The sequence below is a fragment of the Cupriavidus pauculus genome, assembly GCF_008801835.1.
GTDB classification, from domain to species: Bacteria; Pseudomonadota; Gammaproteobacteria; order Burkholderiales; family Burkholderiaceae; genus Cupriavidus; species Cupriavidus pauculus.
In genome coordinates this window covers 1-17,002 of record NZ_VZOW01000050.1, presented here as the reverse complement: position 1 = coordinate 17,002, position 17,002 = coordinate 1, and the positions used below count along the sequence as shown (strand labels likewise).

Annotated in this window: 15 protein-coding genes; 8 read left to right on the top strand and 7 right to left on the bottom strand. The window is 60.3% G+C overall.

The annotated features are described in order from the left end of the window. The first annotated feature begins 155 nt into the window (after positions 1-155). Positions 156-524, top strand: a complete 369-nt coding sequence (locus F7R19_RS27835; RefSeq protein ID WP_029306713.1) for a COG4315 family predicted lipoprotein — start codon at positions 156-158, stop codon at positions 522-524. 108 nt (positions 525-632) lie between these two features. Here the strand turns inward: F7R19_RS27835 and F7R19_RS27830 are convergent, their stop codons facing one another. After that, complete coding sequence (locus F7R19_RS27830; protein ID WP_128646513.1) at positions 633-764, bottom strand: YHYH domain-containing protein; 132 nt, start codon at positions 762-764, stop codon at positions 633-635. A gap of 274 nt (positions 765-1,038) precedes the next feature. On the opposite strand from F7R19_RS27830, the gene cnrY reads away from it, so the two are divergent. The 7 genes from cnrY to cnrT all read left to right on the top strand — a co-directional run bounded on the left by cnrY (position 1,039) and on the right by cnrT (position 9,182). Further along, positions 1,039-1,326, top strand: a complete 288-nt coding sequence (gene cnrY, locus F7R19_RS27825; protein WP_011239971.1) for a cobalt/nickel resistance anti-sigma factor CnrY — start codon at positions 1,039-1,041, stop codon at positions 1,324-1,326. Beyond that, positions 1,323-1,769: a periplasmic nickel sensor CnrX gene (gene cnrX / locus F7R19_RS27820; protein WP_011239970.1), complete on the top strand. Its 447-nt coding sequence runs from the start codon at positions 1,323-1,325 to the stop codon at positions 1,767-1,769. Before cnrY ends, cnrX begins: the two co-directional genes overlap by 4 nt. Beyond that, positions 1,766-2,341 carry a nickel resistance ECF sigma factor CnrH gene (gene cnrH, locus F7R19_RS27815; RefSeq protein WP_011239969.1) on the top strand — a complete coding sequence of 192 codons (576 nt, stop codon included), beginning with the start codon at positions 1,766-1,768 and terminating at the stop codon, positions 2,339-2,341. Before cnrX ends, cnrH begins: the two co-directional genes overlap by 4 nt. Positions 2,342-2,413: 72 nt before the next feature. Next, a complete protein-coding gene (gene cnrC, locus F7R19_RS27810; protein ID WP_017510983.1) occupies positions 2,414-3,670 on the top strand; it encodes a nickel efflux RND transporter outer membrane subunit CnrC in 1,257 nt (418 codons plus the stop codon). Next, a complete protein-coding gene (gene cnrB / locus F7R19_RS27805) occupies positions 3,667-4,854 on the top strand; it encodes a nickel efflux RND transporter periplasmic adaptor subunit CnrB (protein WP_029306712.1) in 1,188 nt (395 codons plus the stop codon). The genes cnrC and cnrB overlap by 4 nt, the downstream gene beginning before the upstream one ends. Beyond that, positions 4,851-8,081 carry a nickel efflux RND transporter permease subunit CnrA gene (cnrA, locus tag F7R19_RS27800; RefSeq protein ID WP_017510981.1) on the top strand — a complete coding sequence of 1,077 codons (3,231 nt, stop codon included), beginning with the start codon at positions 4,851-4,853 and terminating at the stop codon, positions 8,079-8,081. Before cnrB ends, cnrA begins: the two co-directional genes overlap by 4 nt. A 45-nt stretch (positions 8,082-8,126) precedes the next feature. Further along, positions 8,127-9,182 carry a nickel diffusion facilitator CnrT gene (gene cnrT / locus F7R19_RS27795; RefSeq protein ID WP_150982825.1) on the top strand — a complete coding sequence of 352 codons (1,056 nt, stop codon included), beginning with the start codon at positions 8,127-8,129 and terminating at the stop codon, positions 9,180-9,182. Positions 9,183-9,423: 241 nt separating this feature from the next. On the opposite strand, the gene F7R19_RS27790 is transcribed toward cnrT, so the two are convergent. The 6 genes from F7R19_RS27790 to F7R19_RS30355 form a co-directional block, all read right to left on the bottom strand. Next, entirely contained in the window at positions 9,424-12,363 is a 2,940-nt protein-coding gene (locus tag F7R19_RS27790; protein WP_150982823.1) for a Tn3 family transposase, read from the bottom strand. 362 nt (positions 12,364-12,725) lie between these two features. Continuing rightward, complete coding sequence (locus tag F7R19_RS27785; RefSeq protein ID WP_150982821.1) at positions 12,726-13,304, bottom strand: DUF3304 domain-containing protein; 579 nt, start codon at positions 13,302-13,304, stop codon at positions 12,726-12,728. A gap of 390 nt (positions 13,305-13,694) precedes the next feature. Then, entirely contained in the window at positions 13,695-14,066 is a 372-nt protein-coding gene (locus F7R19_RS27780) for a hypothetical protein (RefSeq protein WP_150982819.1), read from the bottom strand. 135 nt (positions 14,067-14,201) lie between these two features. Further along, a complete protein-coding gene (locus tag F7R19_RS27775; protein ID WP_223506442.1) occupies positions 14,202-15,971 on the bottom strand; it encodes an adenine nucleotide alpha hydrolase family protein in 1,770 nt (589 codons plus the stop codon). A gap of 107 nt (positions 15,972-16,078) precedes the next feature. After that, positions 16,079-16,363, bottom strand: coding sequence for a hypothetical protein (locus F7R19_RS27770; RefSeq protein WP_011239962.1), 285 nt, complete (start codon positions 16,361-16,363; stop codon positions 16,079-16,081). A gap of 292 nt (positions 16,364-16,655) precedes the next feature. Continuing rightward, the coding region (locus tag F7R19_RS30355; protein ID WP_249043177.1) for a hypothetical protein at positions 16,656-17,002 on the bottom strand (347 nt) is incomplete at its 5' end.

Below are 17,002 nucleotides of genomic sequence, written 5' to 3'. Positions count from 1 at the left end.
TCCTTAACTCGCGAGCAGTCTGTAGGACGATGGCGGATGTATGGCCAGCCCCTATGGAGTTACAAGAATTCATCGCCCCCTGCGCATACGACAGAGCCCTCTACATCCGGGCCATCGTTCTTGTTGCCGAGTTGGGTCTATTTAGGAGGTGCCTTATGAAAGGACTCTCGATCGCATTGATTGTGATGGGATATCTCGCCGTTCCTTCTGCTGTTGCCGCCGCCCCGCACGCAAGCGAAGGCATTCTGGTCGACGAACAGGGAATGACGTTGTACGTCTTCGCTGGAAAGAGCGGCCCCGATGCCAAATCCTGCGAGGGGAACTGCGAGCGGAATTTTCCACCTGCACTCGCCGCTTCCGACGACAAACCGGTTGGGATGCTCACGCTAGTCCCCGGCCGCGGTGGTAAATCGCAATGGGCTTATCAAGGAAAGCCGTTGTATCGCGGCCTGATGGACAAGAAGCCAGGCGACCGTTCAGGGGATGGTCTGAATGAGGTTTGGCACAGCGTGCCTGTGCGATGAACGCTTGGTCGAAATGAGAGTTCGGGCGGGAGACCCTCGTGCATTGACTGCGGTCAGAACCCTGGCGGCCGCGACGTTGGCGGCCGCCAGGTAATGCCTGGCTTTGCTTTAGTGGCAGTGACGAATGCCGGTCTTGTGGTCCATATGACAGCCTTGACTGTCAGTTCCGCCGCTGTGCGCCCATACACTGCCCGATGCGCAAGCCAGAACGGCGGTGAGAATGATGGCAATCCGTTTCAAAGTCAGTCTCCCTGGAATATTGGTTTGCGGTCTCAATTTGCCGCACGCTCAAACTATCATCAGAGCGGTGATTAGGCCTTCCCCGCCACGGGAGGGCCTGTTGCGGCCGTGTCACAGCGCCAACGCCCGAGAATCTCGGCGGCAAGACGTGCCGCGAGGCTGAAGTCTCCTTCAGCCCCTGAGTCGCGAATTTCTGCAATTTTCTACCCGAGGTTCAAGGGGGAGTCCTTCGCGCAGCCGTATAAGAGGCAATGGATCTGGATGGAGGTTTGCCATGGCAGACGTGGAAGAGTGGCTGACGCACGCGAGAAAAGTGACGCAAGAGGCGTCCATTGGGGTCGATGTGACCAGCATTCAGGAGTGCATCAGTGCAGAGCCGGCCCAAAGAGTCCTCGTCGCGCGCCGCGACGCGTGGCGTGCCATCTGCTGCGCCGCATTTGCAGCCTTGGTCGCGTTTGCGGCAATCAATCGCGTGGCGACCATCATGTTGGAAAAGCCTGCCCCGACGTGGGTGGCGACGCCGTCCGCCGCCTCTCCCTTTGGACTCCTCATCGGTAAATGATGAAATCTCGTACCCGACGGCTTTCCTTGTCTACGCTGTTTGGCGCACTACTTGGCGTGTCCGTCGCGGCGGCATGGCTGTATTACTCGCATCGGAATGAAGCCGGACATGGTGACTTGCATGAAATCCTGCACGAAGCTGTTCCACTAGATGCCAACGAGCGCGAGATTCTTGAGTTGAAAGAAGATGCCTTTGCGCAGCGTCGGCGCGAGATCGAAACACGCCTGCGGGCTGCAAATGGCAAGCTTGCCGACGCCATCGCCAAGAATCCCGCCTGGTCACCGGAGGTGGAAGCAGCAACCCAGGAAGTAGAGCGGGCCGCCGGCGATCTCCAGCGAGCGACCTTGGTTCACGTGTTTGAAATGCGTGCGGGCCTGAAGCCGGAACATCGACCTGCTTACGATCGCGTTCTTATCGATGCACTACGCCGCGGCTCGCAGTGAATCCGGAAGACGCTGACAGGATCCTTGCCGCACAGGCCGCTTCCGGCAACCAGCGTGCATTCGGCCAACTTGTGGCGCGACATGGCGTGGCGCTGGCTCAGGCCGCGCGCAGCTTCGGCATCCCTGAAACCGATGTGGACGACGTCGTCCAGGACACCTTTGTTGCCGCCTGGCACGCCCTGGATGACTTCGATCCCGACAGGCCATTTCGCGCCTGGCTCTTCCGCATTGGGCTGAACAAGATGCGGGACTTGTATCGCTTTCGGCGCGTCAGGCAGTTCCTTTTCGGTGCCGAAAACCTCGGCGACCTGGAGCTTGCGGGCGGCGTGGCCAACGACGAGCCGGGCCCGGAGCAACAGGTTGCCGCCCGGCTGGAGTTGGCCCGCGTGGCTAGCACTTTGGGCAAGCTGGACACGGGTTCGCGAGAAGTCATAGTCCTGACGGCCATTGTCGGGATGTCTCAGCCAGAAGCGGCTGCCGTGCTTGGGCTGAGTGTGAAGGCTGTCGAAGGGCGCATCGGGCGGGCACGGGCCAAGCTTTCCGCCCTGCTGGATGCTGACTCGGAAAAATAAGTTTGGATTCACCGAGGGGAAGCATCGACCTGGTCCGTATAGAGAGGGATAGCCTCCACCGCTGACCTCTTGATGAAACAGGTGATCTCCTCGTTCCTTTGTCGACCTCGCTTCGTCGGCTCCGCAATATGGCTGCTGCCCGTTGCGTTGAGCCACGCTGCCGAGGCGCCTCCTTTTCCGAACCTGTTGCAGCAATCGCTTGCACTCGCTCCGGCGATGGTCGCGCAGGCCGCCAATGTTCGTGCGGCTGGCGCCGATGCTGCTCAGGCCCAAGCCTGGCTGAATCCGCGAATCGATACGGTGCTTGAAAACCTTGGCGCGCCCAGTAGTGATGGGCTGAGTCAGCGCCAGAATACCTATTCGATCACGCAGCCTTTCGAGCTGGGAGGTAAGCGCGGTGCGCGGATAGAGGTGGGCGAACGCAACTTCGCTGCGGCGCAAGCGCGGGAGCGGCAAGTGCAGGTAGCCTACGCCGCCGAACTTGCAGTGGCCTATGCAACGGCTGAAGCGACGCTCGGACGCAAGACACTGGCCACGGAAAACCTGGCACGCGCCAATGAAGAACTGGCGGCCGCGCGTGCCTTGGTCGATTCCGGGAAGGAAGCCAGCTTGCGCAGCGCACAGGCCAAAGCCAGTGTGGCGGCGGCGCAGGCCGCGGAGGCGGCAGCCACCAACGATGCCACCCAGGCGCTGGCGAGATTGTCCGCGATGTCCGGCGCCTCCGAACCCTATACGGCCGTCACGAGTTCCTTGCTGACGACCCAGGCCGTCGTCCCGAATGCCCCGGCAGCACTTGCCGAGTCTCCGTCAGTGCGGGCGGCCGAAGCGGAACGCAATGCGCTGGACGCTCAGGTGGACGTCGAGAGGAAGCGCTGGATTCCTGATGTTGGCGTCAGTGCGGGCGTTCGCCGCTATGGCTGGACCAATGCCAGTGGCTATGTGGTTGGGGTCACGGCCTCCATTCCATTGTTCGATCAGAATCGGAACGGCATCAACGCCGCAGTTGAGCGGGTTGCAGCCGCCCAGGCGCGTCTTGACAGCGTCCGGCTTGAGGCCAACGTGGCGCGCCAATCGGCCATATCTCAGGTAGCGACCGCCGACAAGCAGCTCGCTGCTGCCAGCGAAGGAGAGCAGGCGGCGGCAGAAGCCTATCGCATGGGGCGCATTGGCTATGAATCCGGCAAGACGCCACTGATGGAATTGCTAGCGGTGCGGCGAGCGCTCGTCGACGCCCGGCAACTGACGATTGATGCGCGCCTGGCGCGCGTGCGCGCCCTGGCGGCGCTGGCACAGGCGGACGGCCGCCTAGCCTTTGAGGAATCACGATGATGAAGAACGAGCGCCGGTCGGTCAACTGGCCGATGATCGCAGGGGTCGCCGCCGTAGCAGCGGCAGTAGGTTTTGGCGCGGCGCATCTCCCAGTGTCGGAGAAGTCCCCCGCATCTACACAGGCCCCGGAAGCACAGAAGCCACAATCCGCCCCAGTAAAGCCCGGTCTGAAGGAGGTTAAGATCCCAGCAACCTATCTTGCCGCCGCAAACATTGCCGTAGAACCTGTGGCGAGCGCCGCCGTCGGAACGGAAATACTTGCGCCCGCCACGGTTGCTGCGCTGCCCGGTAGCGAAGCCGTGATCGTATCGCGTGCGGCCGGCGCCGTACAACGCGTCCAGCGCCGGCTTGGCGACGTCGTGAAGGCTGGCGATGTACTCGCCCTGGTCGATAGCCCCGAGGCCGCCGGCATGGCAGCGGAGCGGAAAGTGGCCCAGGCCAAGGCCGATCTCGCGCGCAAGACCTACGAGCGCGAGGCGAGCCTGTTTCAGCAAGGCGTGACACCGCGCCAGGAAATGGAGGCGGCAAAGGCTGCTCTGGATGTTGCGCAAGCCGAGGCGCTGCGCGCTGCTACGGTGGCCCAGTCCGCTCACCTTGCGTCCGACGGGCGCTCGGTCGCCGTGGTCAGCCCGATTGCAGGAAAGATCACCGCCCAGTCCGTCACCCTGGGTGCATTTGTGGCGCCACAAGCCGAACTCTTTCGGGTAGCCGGAACTGGCGCCGTACAGGTAGAAGCCGCCGTGACGGCTGCAGATACCAGTCGCATCGTCGCTGGGAGCGAAGCCACCATTCTGTTGGCCAATGGATCGCCATTGTCAGCGCGCGTGCAGGCGGTGACGCCAACCGTGACGGGCAGCGCTCGCGTTGCAACCGTGGTGGTGGTACCAGCACAGCCGACAGATCGACTTGTCGTGGGCGAGGGTGTGCAGGTGCGTCTGCGTACAGCGGTTGCTGATGCCGCCGCCCTGTCCGTGCCGGAAGACGCGGTGCAGAACCTCGACGGCCGTGACGTCCTTTTCGTCCGCACGCTGGAAGGTTTCCGCCCTATGCCTGTCCTCGTCGGCACCCGCAGCGGCGGCTCGGCACAGATTCTGTCAGGCGTGCAGGCTGGAGAACAGGTGGCCACCCGTAATGCCTTCCTGGTTAAGGCCGAGATGAACAAAGGCGGCGGGGACGAGGAATGATCGAGAGCATTCTCAGCGGCTCAGTCCGCTATCGCTGGCTGGTTTTGTTTCTGACAGCAGTTGTCGCCGTGATAGGGGCCTGGCAGCTCAACCTGCTACCCATCGACGTCACACCAGACATTACCAACAAGCAGGTCCAGATCAACTCTGTGGTGCCAACGATGAGCCCCGTGGAGGTGGAGAAGCGTGTCACGTATCCAATCGAGACGGCGATTGCTGGTCTGAACGGGGTGGAAAGCACGCGATCGATGTCGCGCAACGGCTTCAGCCAAGTGACGGTGATCTTCAAGGAGAGTGCGAATCTGTACTTTATGCGCCAGCAGGTGTCAGAACGACTGGCACAGGCGCGGCCGAATTTGCCAGAAAACGTCGAGCCACAGATGGGGCCTGTTTCGACGGGGCTGGGCGAAGTATTCCACTACAGCGTGGAATACCAGTATCCGGACGGCACAGGGGCCTCTATCAAGGACGGCGAGCCCGGATGGCAGAGCGACGGCAGCTTTCTTACCGAGCGTGGCGAGAGGTTGGACGATCGGGTGTCACGACTGGCCTATTTGCGCACGGTGCAAGACTGGATCATCCGACCACAATTGCGTACCACGCCTGGTGTCGCCGATGTCGATTCCCTAGGGGGCTATGTCAAGCAATTCGTGGTGGAACCGGACACGGGGAAGATGGCAGCGTACGGAGTTTCCTACGCGGACCTAGCCCGGGCGCTCGAAGATACCAACCTATCTGTCGGCGCGAACTTTATTCGGCGCTCAGGCGAGTCGTATCTGGTTCGCGCCGACGCGCGTATAAAATCTGCGGACGAGATATCCCGTGCGGTGATTGCGCAGCGGCAGAATGTCCCGATCACAGTCGGCCAGGTGGCGCGCGTCAAGATTGGGGGCGAATTGCGCTCAGGCGCCGCCAGCCGCAATGGGAATGAAACGGTGGTGGGCAGTGCGCTGATGCTGGTCGGCGCCAACAGCCGGACGGTGGCGCAAGCCGTGGGCGACAAGCTCGAACAGATCTCGAAAACGCTGCCACCAGGTGTGGTTATTGTCCCGACCCTCAATCGTTCGCAACTGGTGATTGCAACCATCGAAACGGTGGCTAGAAACCTGATCGAAGGCGCGCTGCTCGTGGTGGCGATTCTGTTCACGCTGCTGGGGAACTGGCGTGCGGCCACCATTGCCGCGCTCGTCATTCCGTTGTCCCTGCTGGTCAGCGCGATCGGCATGAACCAGTTCCATATTTCGGGCAACCTGATGAGCCTGGGTGCGCTCGACTTCGGCCTGATCATTGATGGCGCGGTCATCATTGTCGAGAACTCTCTCAGGCGGCTGGCCGAGCGCCAGCACCGCGAAGGGCGGCTGCTGACGCTCGATGAGCGTTTGAAGGAAGTTGTTCAATCTTCACGTGAGATGGTGCGACCGACCGTCTACGGTCAGCTTGTGATCTTCATGGTTTTCCTGCCATGTCTGACATTCCAGGGCGTGGAAGGCAAGATGTTCTCCCCGATGGTAATCACGCTGATGCTGGCGCTTGCCTCTGCCTTCGTGCTGTCGCTCACCTTCGTGCCGGCCATGGTCGCCGTGATGCTCCGGAAAAAGGTTGCAGAGACAGAAGTGCGCGTCATCGTGGCGACCAAAGAACGTTACCGACCATGGCTGGAGCATGCCGTGGCACGCCCAATGCCCTTCATCGGCGCAGGCATCGCGACAGTCGCTGTGGCTACGGTGGCGTTCACATTTGTTGGTCGCGAGTTTATGCCCACGCTGGATGAGTTGAACCTGAACCTGTCGTCGGTTCGGATTCCGTCTACGTCGATTGACCAGTCGGTTGCCATAGACCTGCCGCTCGAACGCGCTGTCTTGTCGCTGCCGGAAGTGCAGACTGTGTATTCGAAGGCGGGTACGGCCAGCCTCGCCGCCGACCCCATGCCGCCCAATGCATCGGATAACTACATCATTCTGAAGCCGAAAAGCGAATGGCCGGAGGGCGTGACGACCAAGGAACAGGTGATTGAGCGTATCCGCGAGAAGACAGCACCGATGGTCGGCAACAACTACGACGTGACGCAACCGATCGAGATGCGCTTTAACGAGCTGATCGGTGGGGTCCGGAGCGACGTGGCCGTAAAGCTGTACGGAGAGAATCTCGACGACTTGGCGGCCACAGCGCAACGCATTGCCGCAGTCTTGAAGAAGACGCCGGGAGCGACGGACGTCCGCGTGCCTTTGACTAGCGGCTTTCCGACATTTGACATCGTGTTCGACCGCGCCGCAATCGCCCGATATGGACTCACGGTCAAGGAAGTCGCCGATACTATTTCCACCGCCATGGCGGGCCGACCTGCCGGGCAGATTTTCGATGGTGACCGCCGCTTCGATATTGTGATCCGCTTGCCCGGTGAGCAGCGGGAGAACCTCGACGTCCTCGGCGCGCTTCCCGTCATGTTGCCGCTATCGGAAGGCCAGGCCCGCGCCTCGGTGCCTTTGCGCCAACTGGTACAGTTCCGGTTCACGCAGGGGCTCAACGAAGTAAGCCGCGACAACGGAAAGCGGCGCGTCTACGTGGAGGCCAATGTCGGCGGCCGTGACCTGGGCAGTTTTGTGGACGATGCTGCGGCGCAGATCGCCAAGGAAGTGAAGTTGCCGCCGGGTATGTACATCGAATGGGGTGGCCAATTTCAGAATCTTCAGGCGGCTACGAAGCGCCTGGCCATCATTGTCCCGCTGTGCTTTATTTTGATCGCGGCGACGCTGTACATGGCGATCGGCAGCGCAGCGCTGACGGCGACCGTGCTGACCGCCGTGCCGCTGGCACTTGCGGGAGGCGTGTTTGCGCTGCTACTGCGCGGGATTCCGTTCTCTATTTCGGCGGCAGTTGGCTTCATTGCGGTATCCGGTGTGGCGGTGCTGAACGGACTGGTGCTGATTTCCGCTATCCGAAAACGCCTGGAAGATGGGATGGCACCCGACTCCGCGGTGATTGAAGGTGCGATGGAACGTGTGCGCCCGGTACTGATGACGGCTCTGGTGGCCTCTCTGGGTTTCGTGCCGATGGCGATTGCTACAGGTACAGGTGCCGAAGTCCAGAAGCCGCTGGCAACGGTCGTAATCGGTGGACTCGTCACCGCAACTGTGCTGACACTTTTTGTACTGCCGGCCCTTTGCGGCATAGTGCTGAAGCGCCGGACCGCCGGCCGACCGGAAGCGCAAGCAGCGCTGGAAACATGAGTTTGCGAGTCCACGCTCCCACTGCGCCTTGATCCTTGATTTCCCATGTCTATTCGTACCGCATCTCCGGCATTACTAGCCGCGCTGCTTTTCGGAGCAAGCACGCCGCTGGCCAAGGCGCTAACCGGGTCCGTTTCCCCGCTCCTGCTGGCGGGCTTGCTATATCTTGGCAGTGGCATCGGACTGGCGCTTGTGCTCGCGATCCGGAGAGTCTTGATGACGCCTGAGCCAGGAAATGGTCACTTAGGTATTCCGCGGGGGGAAGTGCCATGGCTGATCGGCGCAATCCTTGCTGGCGGTGTAGCGGGACCGGCGTTGCTGATGACAGGGCTCGTCTCAACCAGCGCTGCTTCGGCATCACTGTTGCTGAACGTCGAGGGCGTGTTCACGGTTGTCATCGCCTGGGTGGTCTTCAAGGAGAATGCCGATCGCCAAATTGTTCTGGGGATGATTGCGATCGTGGCAGGTGGCTTGCTGCTGTCGTGGCAACCGGGCAGCCTGCAAATGTCATCTGGCGCGCTGCTTATCGTTGGAGCCTGCTTGTGTTGGGCTGTAGATAACAATCTGACCCGCAAGGTCTCCAGTAACGACGCCCTGCTTATCGCTTGCCTGAAGGGGCTTGTCGCCGGGCTATGCAACACGACTCTTGCCATAACGCATGGGGCCGTATTGCCATCGGTCGGCACTGCGGCGGCAGCGCTGATCGTCGGGTTCGCCGGATACGGTGTGAGTCTTGCCTTGTTTGTGGTGGCGCTGCGTCTGTTGGGAACAGCTCGAACCGGAGCATATTTCTCTGTCGCCCCACTATTTGGCGTCCTGCTTGCGTTTGCGATCTGGCCTGAGGTGCCAGGCTTCGCATTCTGGGCGGCTTTGGCTTTGATGGCCTTGGGCGTGTGGTTGCATCTGCGAGAGCGGCACGAGCATGAGCATACCCATGAGCCACTGGCGCATAGCCACTCGCATCGGCACGACGAACACCATCAGCACGAGCATGACTTCCCATGGGATGGCAAGGAACCCCACAGGCATTGGCATCGGCACGAGGTGATGGTGCACAAACATCCCCACTACCCGGACGTGCATCATCGTCATTCTCACTAGAGTGGCGTTGCTCGGATCTGCCTTTCAGGGGCAACCGACTGTAAGTGGCCGTGAAGAGCCCGATGCGCCCTGCCGCGATAGCCCTGGGGTTGGAGCTGCCATTCGGGATGCATCCTGAAGACGCAGGAAACCCAGTGCCAATCTTCGATAACGGCCCGAGTTTGCTCGCCTCTTACAAACCTGCTTCTATAGATCAGAGACTCTCGACCTCCCGACGGCTCAGCCGAATAGTCTTGTTGGGTCATGCTGTACGCCATGCCGACGGTAACGTCTGCGCAATCGTGGCACTCGGCAGCAGTCGATGCGCGTAGCGAGCAATCGGAAAATCGAAAGTACCGCGCAAGTTGATGCCTTCCAGCCGAGTCGGTGCGATCTGACGTAGGTCCTCGGCACGCATGGATTCGCCGCCGATAGCCTCTATCGCCTCTAGGGCGTGCTGCATATGCAGCGTGTTCCAGGCCATCACAGCATTGGTCAGCAGCGTCAATGAGGACGAGACCGCTGCCAGCGACGCATCGTGTCGAGCCAACTCTAAGGGGATTTTTCCATAGTGGATGGCCCGCTGCACGGTGTGCACAGCCTCACCGCGATTCAGGGCATGCTGCATCTCTTGGCGGAACGCGGAGTTGGTGAAATAGTCGACGAGGAAGATCGTACGGAATAGCCTTCCCAGGTGCACGCCTGCCTCATACACGTGTTGGCCCCGTGCCGCCGCGCCGAAGCGTGTCAATGCCAGCACCGCCGTGCATTGGCCGGTCTGGACCGACGCCGCAATCCGGACCAGTTCATCCCAGGCAAGTTCGATCAACACCAGCCGAACATCCGCGTCGGCTACCGCGGCCAGTTCTGACGGAATCGCATGGCCTTTGGGGACATGCAACCGGCGATCACGCAGATGGGAAAGCCGCGGGCAGAGATCGAAGCCCAGCAACCGTGACAGACTCATGGCGAAGTCGGTGTAGCCGTGGGTATCGACGGCGAGCTGTGTGACGTCTTCCCCGCCATTCTGACGAATCACTCCCTCGATGGCGGCACCGGCTTGTCTTTCATTCAAGAGGATCGGCTGGTCATAGAAGATGCCCCATCGGTCGCGGACGTGAGTGTACATTCCAATCGACGCGGTACGCCGACGCGGGTCAGCCCGCGCTTGCCATACCGAGCGCGTCGTCTCCAGGGACATCATGTCCGATGACGCCAACTCGGCGCGCCCCCAATGCCTGGCGATGGGATGCTGATGCATGAAGACAAGCACTGCATCAGCGGAGTTTCGTAGCTTCCGTTCGTCCGCGATACGATGCATCATCTGGCGAATCGCGCTTGATGAGAGTTCTGGCACCATGCGTGCGAGGTCTGCTGCAGACATCGAAGTCCCGTGCGCGAGCACTGCGGCGTAGACCATGAGCAACTCACTGCGGGAATACGGCTCTCTGCCCAGCAGCATCCAACTGAAATGAGTGTGGCTGTCGATTTCCAGAAGGATCTCTGGTAACTGTCCGTCTGGATGCCGGTCAAACAGCGCACGCCGCAGGGCATCAACCGAAGGCTCGGGCCGCTTCGCCTTGAGCGGATCGACATGGATGGCACTATCGATCTTCAGTTCGCCCCGCCTGGCCGCATCGCGCAGCCGGGCGAGACCCGCATCCAGATGCGCAACAACAGGTTCCAAAAATGCGTTGGCGTCCTGCGGCAGTTTGAGATGGCCATAGAAGTGGTTGCGCCGCGCCTGCCAATCCTGGCCGGATATCAGCATGGTTGCTTGGCTGCGGAAGGCGAAGCTGTGATCCAGGAATACGGAGCCATTACGTAGCGCCACTCGCAGGACAAACAGCGCTCCCCATTCGAAAGCGGCCAGAGCTCGCCTACGGTCCTGCCCCTCCAGTATTGGCTGCCAGGCTCGTCCGAAACGCACAGTAACCCGATTTGGTAGCCAGTCGGCTCTTCGTGCATAGAGATTGCGCAGAATCTCCATTGCCTCTATCGCTGGATGGGCGGACTGCGTGGCGAATGGAAGCCGGATCAGTCTGGCCAGCATGGCTCTGGCAAGCCGATGCCGCGACAAGAGTTGCTCGCGAATCATGCCGGCACGGCTTCGCAAGTGCTTCTGGCTGGTTGCGGCGTCGGCCAACGCATCCAAATGTTGGCAGAGCGCTTCTCGTGTTAGCGTGTCATCAGCGATGAGCCTTTTGACGGCAGAAGCAAATTCTCGCAGCTTAATGTCAGGATCCGGTCGGCCAGCGTCAATGAGCCGTCCGGCGTCGTTGACAGATTTGCGAATCCAGTGGCGCAACATGGACGACATTTGGTCCGTGGCAGCACACAAGGCATACCGCAAAAAGCAAGCGGACTCCAGGCGGCGGGATTGTTGCACCACGCGTTTGCTGACCGAGGGCGGTCGATTCGCGCAACGTCTCGCGTAGTGCCGCACCACTGCCTCATTGCAGACCGTCGGCCAGCGATGTTGGATGCCCAACTTGTACAGCCGCTCGATCTTGTCAAACAGCTCCCCCATTTGATGCGTGGAGCTTCGCAACGGAACAGCCCACAGCCATTGCTGCAGACTCGTTTGATTACCTTCCGGGCGAGGTAGCAAGGCTCCCCATGCCTCAAGCGATGCCTCCCCATAGGCGAGCACTAACGCGTCGGTCAATGAAGCCTCGAAGATCTCTACTGCCTGGCTGATGAGGCGCTTCAGCGCACGATCATGAGGAATCAGAACACGATGCTCATACAGCCACCGCTTCAACTCGTGCAGCATGTCACTGCGATTGGGTTGTCCCGCCAATCGCTCCTTGAGCCAACGCGTCACGTAGCGGCGCTGATGCTCTGCCATCGGGCTGAAACCGAGCGTTTGATAGGCGAGCATCTGATGGTCCACCAGCGTGTCGGTGCGTCCGTCATACAAGGCGCCCAGCGTGCCCATATCCGGCGGGGTGATGCCGAGTTGAGCGCCCACATAAGCCCAGAGAAATTTCGGCACCTGCTTGGAGGCGTCAAGAGTGCGCCCCGTCATACGGACAAAGCCGATATGGACGGCACAGGCCAGCCGATACAGGTGGCTGCGCCGGGCGTCGATCAGCGCGCGCTCTTTGGGGGAGAAGGTGAAGAATGTCGCAAGCTCGAACTCGCTGAGCTCACGCGGCATCTGCCGCATGCCAAGATACGCCAGCCGCCAGTGATCCATCGCGCTTTCTCCCAAGCTGTAGACGGACCGCCGAGATTAGCGACAAGAAGACTGAGACGCAACGAGGCGCCGAGCAAAAGCCTCGCAAGCCACTTTGTGCGCTCAAAAATTGTGAGTCAGCAACCCATTGATTTACATGACTATCGTGTTCGTCTTCGCCCGGAAACCCGCATGAATGCTTGGGGTCGCTAGCCCGGCAAACTTCAGAATAATCAAGGGCACCCCGAGCAGCGCGTTGCGCAGCTCGCCGCACCATGAATGTCGTGAAGACAGCGGACGACGCGTCATACCACTCGAGCGGCCGAGTTGCCTTGTGGGTCCGCCGACGCAACAGCCTAACTCGTTGGTTTAGATAGGCCCAGTTAGTGGTCATGGCCACAGCTACCGAACCTCTCGTCGTTGTCCACATTTCCGGACGGCCGACGTTTCACATAGCTGAACCGATCGAGCTGCATTCGGGGCGGTGCCGGATAGTCGGACAGCGCTGCCTTGATGCTGCCGTCCGGGAAGAAATGAACCTCCAGATACTGCGGATCGGCGGGCACCGGGCCATCTAGAACGGCGCTCTGCCTGCACCAAGGCACGCGCCCATCCCGTTTCCAAGCGATATCGATCGTAATCGGTAGTGCAGCGCCGGCTGGGATGGCGGCACAGCACACGCCACCGCCACCGCCAGAAGTCTTTGACGAAACCTCGATGTTGCCGCCGCCGGCCCCGCTGACGGTAAAACTGCCGATGTAAGTATCCGTGTAGTTGTAGCCGACGATGGTCAGCCCGCTCATGTTGGCCGGCAGGCGATTGTGGGGGGTAATCGGAGGCATCCGGTCATCAACGCCCGAAACCGTGCCCGCCGCGGCGCCAGGCGATATCGCCAACACCAGAAGCCCAAACAGCACGGCTCCGAGGAAATTTGCAAATCCGTTAACTCGTGGCGACTTCATAGGCCGTTAATTCCTATCTATTCGACGCGCACAGCGGCCGCGTCCGCCAACGCATAGCACATGACCCTAACCTGGGCGCTACTGATGCCAGCGCTTACGCGCCCGCTCCTCTCTCGCTTGCCGGCTTTTCCGTCGTCGAATTGCACGGCCTTTCCTCCAAGCCGAAAAGCTCTTGACGAACCGGGAGGAGATTCCCCAGCCGTAGTCGATCAACCACACAAGCGCGAACAAGGCGATCACGATGCCGACGAGTATCAGTACGTCGACCAGCGTCTGCTCCCACGACACAAACCGCCCAATACCGCTGCTCCCATGTCTCATTGACGTCTACCTAAGATCGATCTCGAAAGAGCCGGTATGATCGGCACGCCTCGTCCTGGTTTCCCTGGACTATCTCGGCAGCATGTTTACTTGCATGTCGGTGATGGGCCCACCTTGGTAGTCGAATCCTGCGCACACCTCTATCCTGCCAATCTGCCATCGGGCCTCACAGCGCCCGTAGTCGAGCATCCAAAACTGATAGCGGTCTCCCAGCAAATCGACTGCCTCTCCCAGGGTCAGCGAGACCAGACGCAGAGGGTCGAGCAGCACCGCCAAGACTTTCCTCTCCCGCTCGTTCCTTTCCGCCTGTAGTCTGCGCAGTCGGCGCAACCGTACATATCGAAAAAGCACCCAGGCAAGCAGGCAGCCGACAGCTAGCGGCGTGGAGACCACCACGCGTAAGACCTGCGTCTCCACGGAAAGTACCTCGGGAATATGCATAAGCTGTTTGGGGGTGAATAACGTATTGTGCCGAGATCCGTGGTGGCTGTGCAACAGAGAGATACAACGCTCCTTCCACGATATGTCACAAAAAAAAAGAGCCCCGACTCTCAACGAGTCGGGGCTTCTCTTACATCAACACAGGGCCAGCTGGGCCTGCTTGATCGCGTGGGTTCCCCACGCTTCGCGCACCCTGCCCGGCAATGCCTCGGTGGGCACAGTGCGGGCCAGTACGTCTCGGACATCATAAGCGTCCGTCAATCCCAAGCGGTCCTTGAAGGCGGTGCGCCTCGCAATGTCATCGTGCTCTACCTTCTGCGAATGCGATAGCGTGAGACATCCAAAATGCAGGTACCAGCGGTACCCCGCCGTGATAGACCCAGGTCGGTTGCCCGCGTCATGCATCGCCAGCAGGCGCTCGACTTCGAAGTCAACAATGAAGGCAGCAGATTCGGCATCGACATCGAATTGCTGCTCTGTGGGGAGATCCAGTACAGCACGACCGTCGGACGTCGTGACGATCGCTGGCGCACAGCAACTCCCCTCGGTGAGAGCTTCTCGCATCGGGTCACGCAGACCAGTCCAATCCGCGCACGGGGCCGACTCATCCCAACCGTCCCCTACGTGAAGAAATCGAGCGGTCGGAATAGGCGTCGGCGCGACTTCAGGCACATCCGGAATGTCGTATCGTATCCCTCGCGCACGAATGTCACGCAGATCGGCCCAAGCCGCAAAGGGCCTTGCCACGCCGTTCAGAGACTGCATCGCATCGACGGCTATCATCAGGTCGACTGGCAGCAGCCGGAACTTCGGCGAGTCACCCGCAGCTGCCGCTCGTCGTTCTTCATCGAAGTCCAGCTGCAGCATGAAACGAGTCAACTGCCGCAGCATCGCCGGATGATACGTGTCAGGCTGGATCTTGATATAGCCACCTCGAATTGTCCGGCCAATCCAGTGTCGACGCTCCCAGTCATGGCGCGTAGCCCTGATGAAGCGGTTGAGCCGATGCAGGCCACGAGCATAGGCATAGCGCTCGTCGAATGCGATCATGTTGGCGAGGCTCTTGTCCTCCGCCATTTGGCACACGTGACATCCAAGACGGGCGCCACACTTGCCCTGCTTTCTTGCCGCTCCATCGAGGATCGCGTCGGCCACCACGGCGCAGCTGGTGCCAACCGAATGCGCATAAATCCGGCGCATCTCTTCGAAATCCGAAAAGCCTGGCAATGCACCGGACCCATAGAGAGCGACCGCCTCCCAGACATCGTCGTCGGACCACCGTGCGATCGGGCTGACTACCCAGTCGCCATCTTTGTTCTGCATGGCCGCATGATCCGACTCCCCGCGAGAACGCATTGCGGCCGCTCGCCTCCCGCTCTCGTCATACCTCGTGCCCAGGCAAGTTACCGGAGGCGGTAGACCTTTCGCCGCAAGCTCTCGGAATAGCTTTCGTCGGAACGCCCGCTGCGGACTGATCTTCAGGTCGGTACTGCAATCGCCGTGCGTCCCAGGAAAGCTTGGCAAGGCCCGGCCGGATAACACTTTCAACTGAAAGGTTGCGGCCATGGACGGTTGAACCACCTTGACGATAACCTTGAAGTCGTGATCCCTGCCGTACTGATGCATCCGGCGCAACTCCGCCCGGTAATGATGCGAGACCTCTGGCGACTCCACGAGGGTGTCGCCCGTCGTCGCAACAATGATCGGCGTGCCACCTGCCGCGCGATAAAGCATCGCAGCGTGCAACACCAATGCCGCTACGACACTGCTATCTTTGCCGCCGCTGAACGCAACGACAATGGGATGCCGTGCGTGCAACAGAGCGGTGATTATCGCGAGGGCGTTGTCGATCTTCTTCTCGATCGGCTCGAAAGCGCCTTGGGGAAATAATGAAATGGTTTCCATGATGGTCCTGAATGGACCAACGCCCAACGGGCGCTGGTCCCGTTGGGTTGGAAGGAAAGAAGCCTGCGATGACGCAGGCGTTATGAGACGTGCTGGAGCGACTTCGCTCAAACCAGCTTGCGGTTAGGGGGCAGCAAACCGAATTTCGCGAGCGCCTTCAAATTGGTCTCGACGTACGTCACCATGCCGTCGATCTTGACGGCAAGATAGTGGTCAAAGCACGCGGCGTCCTGCGACACCTCCACGCTTTTCGCAGCGTGGAACACCTCGAGAAGCTTCTCGCGATCCACATCGGCCCCCTGCCATCCAAATATACGGATGAATGTGTGGACCTTGCGGCGCCTTGGCAACAACTTTTCGGCCACTTCGGCCGTGACGAAAACTTTTGACATGACTAGTAACAGGGCTACGCCTGTGTGATTAACGGATCAGGAGAGCTCAAAGGCAGCCCTTCGGAAGGGGGATAAAATCCGACCGGCATTTCGGTGTTTGCGTCGATGCCGTACTGGCAAACGGGTCCAGTGCCGCAATTGCCGCCGCCACAAATCTGTTGGCAGTAGCTCTCGATGCCATCGGCTCGGAGTTGGGCAAAAACATCTTCAAGACATTCGATGGACATTCGAGACAAAAGAAAAGCCCGCTCCCTTTCGGGAAGCGGGCATACGGTTAGTGAATGGCGCCGGTCTACTGGAGCGCCAGCGCAACGACATCGATGACGCCGTCGGCGTCGTCGACCAGATCGGGCGTCTGTGAAATAAAGTACTCCCGCTCATACCCGCCGACTCGCAGCACCTCGCGCTTCATCTTCATGAAGGCGCGCTTGCGCTCCGGATCCAGCGGACCGTCAGCTTCATCGGTGAACAGCGTCTGGAAAGGCTGCTGCGCGTCCTGCGCCCGATAGAGGTGTTGATGTGCACGCAAAACTGACCCACTGCCGTACGTAGTTTTCATCGAAATTTGACCCACGTGTTCCAATGCCTGCTCGATGCCGAGCAGGAGAACCGGAGTGATTACGGTGAACATGTTGGCCA

Excerpts from the sequence above, each read along its gene's own strand:
- F7R19_RS27835 (WP_029306713.1), top strand. The coding sequence starts at position 156 with ATGAAAGGACTCTCGATCGCATTGATTGTGATGGGATATCTCGCCGTT.
- cnrY (WP_011239971.1), top strand. The coding sequence starts at position 1,039 with ATGGCAGACGTGGAAGAGTGGCTGACGCACGCGAGAAAAGTGACGCAA.
- cnrX (WP_011239970.1), top strand. The coding sequence starts at position 1,323 with ATGATGAAATCTCGTACCCGACGGCTTTCCTTGTCTACGCTGTTTGGC.
- cnrC (WP_017510983.1), top strand. The coding sequence starts at position 2,414 with ATGAAACAGGTGATCTCCTCGTTCCTTTGTCGACCTCGCTTCGTCGGC.
- cnrB (WP_029306712.1), top strand. The coding sequence starts at position 3,667 with ATGATGAAGAACGAGCGCCGGTCGGTCAACTGGCCGATGATCGCAGGG.
- cnrA (WP_017510981.1), top strand. The coding sequence starts at position 4,851 with ATGATCGAGAGCATTCTCAGCGGCTCAGTCCGCTATCGCTGGCTGGTT.
- cnrT (WP_150982825.1), top strand. The coding sequence starts at position 8,127 with ATGTCTATTCGTACCGCATCTCCGGCATTACTAGCCGCGCTGCTTTTC.
- F7R19_RS27790 (WP_150982823.1), bottom strand. The coding sequence starts at position 12,363 with ATGGATCACTGGCGGCTGGCGTATCTTGGCATGCGGCAGATGCCGCGT.
- F7R19_RS27785 (WP_150982821.1), bottom strand. The coding sequence starts at position 13,304 with ATGAAGTCGCCACGAGTTAACGGATTTGCAAATTTCCTCGGAGCCGTG.
- F7R19_RS27780 (WP_150982819.1), bottom strand. The coding sequence starts at position 14,066 with ATGCATATTCCCGAGGTACTTTCCGTGGAGACGCAGGTCTTACGCGTG.
- F7R19_RS27775 (WP_223506442.1), bottom strand. The coding sequence starts at position 15,971 with ATGGAAACCATTTCATTATTTCCCCAAGGCGCTTTCGAGCCGATCGAG.
- F7R19_RS27770 (WP_011239962.1), bottom strand. The coding sequence starts at position 16,363 with ATGTCAAAAGTTTTCGTCACGGCCGAAGTGGCCGAAAAGTTGTTGCCA.